5 protein-coding genes are annotated in these 5348 nt (G+C 53.7%); all 5 read right to left on the minus strand.

Annotated elements, in window-relative coordinates:
* Nucleotides 1-188 precede the first annotated feature (188 nt).
* Nucleotides 189-482 (minus strand): flagellar protein FliT, encoded by a 294-nt coding sequence (locus tag ALTERO38_RS21400; RefSeq protein ID WP_159969808.1) that lies wholly within the window; start codon nt 480-482, stop codon nt 189-191.
* A 70-nt stretch (nt 483-552) separates the two neighbouring features.
* Entirely contained in the window at nt 553-939 is a 387-nt protein-coding gene (gene fliS / locus ALTERO38_RS21405) for a flagellar export chaperone FliS (RefSeq protein WP_159969809.1), read from the minus strand.
* Nucleotides 940-1071: 132 nt separating this feature from the next.
* Nucleotides 1072-2517: a flagellar filament capping protein FliD gene (fliD, locus tag ALTERO38_RS21410; protein ID WP_159969810.1), complete on the minus strand. Its 1446-nt coding sequence runs from the start codon at nt 2515-2517 to the stop codon at nt 1072-1074.
* 56 nt (nt 2518-2573) lie between these two features.
* A complete protein-coding gene (locus ALTERO38_RS21415; RefSeq protein WP_178114657.1) occupies nt 2574-2930 on the minus strand; it encodes a flagellar protein FlaG in 357 nt (118 codons plus the stop codon).
* A 69-nt stretch (nt 2931-2999) separates the two neighbouring features.
* The gene (locus tag ALTERO38_RS21420; RefSeq protein ID WP_159969811.1) at nt 3000-4499 is read right to left on the minus strand and encodes a flagellin; all 1500 of its coding nucleotides are present in this window, start codon (nt 4497-4499) and stop codon (nt 3000-3002) included.
* Between the last annotated feature and the right edge of the window lie 849 nt (nt 4500-5348).

The raw sequence follows: 5348 nt of genomic DNA on the forward strand, positions 1-5348 counted from the left end.
CCGGAAAACAAATCGTCTGTGCAGCGATGCGCAAGCTGCTGCACATCGCCTATGGGGTACTTAAATCGGGCCAGCGTTTCGACCCTCAACTGGCCCTTGCTCGGTAATGGGGAAGACGGTATCTACGTCACCTGTAGGGTGGGCTTCAGCCCACCAAAGCCGGAAAACAGACATTGATCCCGACCGCTTCAGCCCAGCGGCTTATAGGCCTGATTGACCTGCTTCGACTGGTTCAAACGCGTCAGCTCCCCAGCCAATCGCTCTCGCTCCGCTCTACCAGCCTGTTGAAGCTCGTCATAAACGCGTGAAACCTCGGCCAGTTGCTCGCGTAGCGCCAGGTCAGATGCATCTCCATCACCTAGTGCGGCCACCAGGGCACGGCATTCTTCATCCAACAGCGCAACGGCTTCCCAATCGCCCGCTGCGAATGCATCACGCAACTTGTTCGCGAGTAGTGAGAATGCTTGCTTGGGTGACGACATGGGCATCCTCGTTTGTCAGCGCATGGTGAATAAATCGGAAGCCGATCCGCAGAAGGCTCAGAACAAAAACTCACGCCTTGGGCGCAATCTGGTCCCAGGCCACCTTGATCTCGCCCAGCAGCCTACCTACTTCGTTCAACTTCTCAACATCGTTATGCCGGCTTGCCTCGAACAGGCGCATCGTCATGTATTCGTAGAGGCGATCCAGATTCTCGGCCAGCTCACCACCGATGCTCTTGTCCAAAGCATCGCGCAAGCCGCCAATGATATTTATAGCCTTGCCGATCAAAACGCCTTTCTCGGCGAACGCATCACGCTCCATGGCTCCTTTAGCCTGAGCGATACGATCCAGGCCGCCTTGCATCAACATCTGGATCAAGCGGTGCGGATCAGCCTCGGTAACCTGAGCCTTCACGCCAACCTGCTGATACTGCTTCATTGCCGACATTGCATACATTTGGATAGCCCCCTTGCTACATCACATTTCCATGTACAGCGTATCGGTCGACAACAGCCAAACTTGAATAGTAATCGGATCTGCCAAAACGGAAAAAACCGCCTGGATGGCGGTTTGATTCGTACACCTAGATCACCTCTTCGAGTTGTTGGCTGCCCAAGGCAGATTCTCAAGGGATGCCAACAGGCTTGCAGAAGTGTTAGACAATCGCCCGACCAGGGAATCCATCGCATTGAACTGCTTCAGGAGTCGCTCCTGGAGCGACGTGATGCGACGGTCAAGATCTTCCTTCTGCTTGTCGATCTTCGTAATCGTCTCGGTCATTGCCTTGTTGCGCTGTTCGAGAATCCCACCGGTTTCGGTATAGGGCTTGAGCTTCGCGTCGAGCCGGGCAGCCAAGCCGGTATCGCCAGTGAAGAAATCGGACAATTTATCGAAATTGTCAGCCAGCGTCTTGTCCAGCTTGGTGCCGTCAATGGCGAGCGTGCCGTCTTTCTGGGTCGTGATTCCCATATCAGTCAGCGCACGAATGGCACCGTCACCCTGGACATTCACCAGTTCATTGCGGATCGTGCCGAGTAGCGTTCGAGCTGTGGCGTCCCCCACAAGCGCTCCAGTAACTGGCGTCTTGCCATCGCCTACGGGAGTTACCTTTGTCTGTGCGTTGACCACGCCAATAAGCTTGTTGTAAGCGTCAACAAAGGACTGAACTTGCTTTTTTACGCCACCCTTGTCTTCCGCCACAGTAATTGTCAGAGGCTCGTCAGCAGCCGTCTTGGCCTTCAGATCAAGCGTAACGCCCTCGATTGCGCCATCAACCTTGTTGTTCTCACTAATGACCTTCAAGCCGTCCACATACAGCTCGGCGCTTTGGGCCTGGGAAAGCACTCGCGCTCCACTCTCTGTGCTCGAAGCATTACCGTCGAAGGAAAGCACAGACAGTGCCGTCTGTCCAGTTGCTGCTGCCGTCTCGTTAGCAACCGCGATCGTAATATCGCGACCGGCACCTGTCTTGTTGCTGGTCAATACGAGCCGAGAGCCAAACTCGTCGGTCACAATCGTTGCGCTTACCCCTTTGTCTTTGCCTGCCTCGTTTATAGCGTCACGCACGCCGGCAAGGCTGTTATTACTCTCGTCTACCGTGACGGAAAAGGTTTCCTTTGAAGGCGGTGTCCCTGGTACGCCGAGAGAAATATCAAGCGTGCCGCTAGCAAAAGCAGCGGGCGCCTCGGCGGAACTCTGAATGGCGGCAAGTGCTATCTTGCTATTGGTTGCGAGGCTTTTAACTTCGACCTGATACGTGCCGGCATCTGCAGTGGTACTGGCAGTTACACCGACAAGATCCGACTTGCTGGAATTCGCTGAGCGCGCCTGAAAAAGGTCGGCCTTGTTCAACGACCCAAGCGCCGTCTGGAAATCGCTGATAGCGCCCTTCAAAGCGCCCATAGCAGTGATCTGGGTGGTAGTTTTCTTTTCAAGATTGGCGAGCTGCGTCTCTTTCGGCGCACGCTCAGCCGCGACCATGCTGGACACGATACTCCCGATGTTTATACCGGAACCTATACCTATGTCAGCCATAACCGCACCTCGTCAAAAATATGTTGGCCAGTATCTAAATACATGAATCGTACCGATCAGGCTTTGGCTTCGAACATCAAACTGCGCATCTCGTCTAATCGCTCAGTCAGCCGAAGAATTTCTTCTGACGGAATCTGCCGAACAACCTTGCCCGAGTCGCCATCGATAACCTGCACAACCACGTCACCGGTTGAATCATCGACGCTGAAATTCAGGTCACGTTGAATACTCTGCACCTGCGAACGGAACCGCTCGACCAGATCGGTCATGTCAGCAGATGATTTCGCATTCGTTGCTTTCTTTGGTTGACCCGAATCGTCAGACGCAGAAAACCCAGCCTCCTTGAAGAGGCTGGGCGAAGCACCAGCTATTATGGGCGATGTATTTCCGCCCGATATCTTTGCGACGTCCATTGATTCACCTCTCATGAATCAATGGGGGCAGAGCTAGCTCTCCCCCCATCGTTAACGCCTTCTGCTCGATTACTGCAGCAGACTTAGAACAGCCTGCGGCAGCTGCTTGGCCTGGGCGAGGATCGCGGTACCAGCCTGTTGCAGGATCTGGTTCTTGCTCAGGTTTGCGGTTTCAGCAGCGAAGTCGGTGTCCTGAATACGGCCGCGAGCGGCGGAGACATTTTCCGAGATGCTTTGGAGGTTGGCAATTGTGTTGTCGAAGCGGTTCTGTACAGCGCCGAGATCTGAACGCTGCGAGTCGATGAATGCGATTGCTGCATCTATCACATCGACTGCATTCTGAGCGCCATATGCACTGCTTACATCAACATCGCTGATTTTAGCCAGTTTTCCTGCAGGCTCCCCTGTGATTTTTGCAAGGTCAGCAGCCGTCCCTGTAGAGAGCGAATATGCAGCCGAAGAGCTGAGCTTTAGAGCACCGTTGGCAACACCAACACCGGTACTTACATCAAGAGCGGTCGCTGGACCAAGGTCACCAGCGTTGTCGCTATTCGAATCCTCAGCTGAGCGAGCCTTCAGCGTAAGCCCGTTAGTAACAGCAGCTGGGGTTGCGGCACCATCCACGGTGTTAGCACCGGTGAATTTTATAGCTGCGCCGTCCGCGGAGCTGACCTCCAAGGTTCCATCGCCGTTAACTTTCGCAGATATACCGGAACCGCTTGCGTTCACTGCACTCACGACTTGATCGAAAGAAGTCAATCCCTTCAAATCGATAGTCGAATCCGCAGTTCCAGTACTAGTCTTCGAGACTTCGATTTTCAGATCAAAAGTGGCAACGTTCGCAGCCTTTGTCAGCACGGCATCAGTACGTGCAGACGCTTTTACCGGCGATCCGACTTGGTTGATCTTCTTCGCAACCTCACCGGCGGTGTCAGTCGTTGTGAATGCCTGAACGTCATAAGCCTTGCCGTTGGCAGAAATTTTCAAGGTGCCGGACGCATCGCCTGCTGCAGCTGTAGCTATTCCTAGCGCTGAGCCGGCCTTATCGGAAGTGTAGGCACCAATTTTGGCTGCGCTAGCATTGCCAATCGATACATCAATAGTCTCGTTCGCATTTGCACCAATCTGAAACGAAGTGGCACCAAACGAGCCATCAAGCAATTTTCTTCCTCCGAAAGTAGTGGTTTCGGAGATACGAGTCAGCTCGTTCTGCAAAGCGCCAACTTCTTTCTGCAAAGCGGCACGGTCGTTAGAGTCGTTACTACCATTTGCGGATTGCAGTGCGAGATCGCGCATACGTTGAAGGATGTTCGTCGACTGCTGCAACGCTCCTTCTGCTGTTTGTGCCAGAGAAATGCCATCGTTTGCGTTGCGAACTGCTACGTTGAGGCCATTTACCTGACTAGTCAGGCGGTTTGATATCTGTAGTCCAGCCGCATCGTCTTTAGCGCTGTTGATACGGCTACCGGTCGAGAGGCGCTGCATCGATGTTCCTAGCGCATTTGAAGACGACTGAAGGTTACGCTGGGTATTTAGCGACGCGACGTTAGTGTTGACTGTAAGAGCCATGATTTGCCTCCAAGGGCGCTAGTTACTTTGGTTGCCTGAGCTTACGACTCCGGGCCGGCTGTTTGCCCAGGCACCCATTGAGTTCGCATTCGATTAGCTTATCGGCGCCGTTTCGGTGAGCTTTAGGAGACAGTCGAAAATAATTGCAAGCCCCAAGAACAACCTGTACGACACCAGCGGATTCGCAACCAAGCGAGCCCGCCTGCACAGGTTTTCGGACAGTTGGAAGATTTCTTTAGCCGCCAGTAGGTTTCAGCAGCCAACGTGGCTCGAGCCCTAGAAAGCAACGGCCGGGCGATGCCGGTTTACACCATGCTATGAGCCAATTAACTCAGGGTAGTAAGCCATGGCTGCGCGCGCTGCTGTCATAGACATGAATAGTGGACGAACTGCAGCGTATCAGTTCGACGTCCTGGACATCATCCAAACGGTGTACTCAGGCGGTAGGTGAGCTAGGTAAAGCTATTAAATGCTACATCGAATCAGTGTTGCCCTCATGGCCAAAGCGAAAGCTGTAGCTCAACAACGCTCAAGCGCAACGCGCTACCAGCAAGCCTCTGCCAGCTACTCAATACAGCCTGCGAAGCGAATGCTGGGCGGTAGCACTTCGGCTCACCCCGATAACAGCGCCTGACTCTTCTCCAGAATGGAAACGACTATTACTGAGCAAGCGTAACAGGTTATCCGTCAGCCCCCATCAGCGACCGACCAGCAATTTTCTCGCGCCCAAAGACAAACCCCCGATCCTCTTACGAAGATCGGGGGTTTGGTGTAGAAGCTTGACGATGACCTACTCTCACATGGGGAAGCCCCACACTACCATCGGCGATGCGTCGTTTCACTACTGAG

It is taken from the genome of Pseudomonas sp. 9Ag (assembly GCF_902506445.1).
Taxonomy (GTDB): Bacteria; Pseudomonadota; Gammaproteobacteria; order Pseudomonadales; family Pseudomonadaceae; genus Stutzerimonas; species Stutzerimonas stutzeri_AB.

Excerpts from the sequence above, each read along its gene's own strand:
- fliS (WP_159969809.1), bottom strand. The coding sequence starts at position 939 with ATGTATGCAATGTCGGCAATGAAGCAGTATCAGCAGGTTGGCGTGAAG.
- ALTERO38_RS21420 (WP_159969811.1), bottom strand. The coding sequence starts at position 4,499 with ATGGCTCTTACAGTCAACACTAACGTCGCGTCGCTAAATACCCAGCGT.
- ALTERO38_RS21415 (WP_178114657.1), bottom strand. The coding sequence starts at position 2,930 with ATGGACGTCGCAAAGATATCGGGCGGAAATACATCGCCCATAATAGCT.
- fliD (WP_159969810.1), bottom strand. The coding sequence starts at position 2,517 with ATGGCTGACATAGGTATAGGTTCCGGTATAAACATCGGGAGTATCGTG.
- ALTERO38_RS21400 (WP_159969808.1), bottom strand. The coding sequence starts at position 482 with ATGTCGTCACCCAAGCAAGCATTCTCACTACTCGCGAACAAGTTGCGT.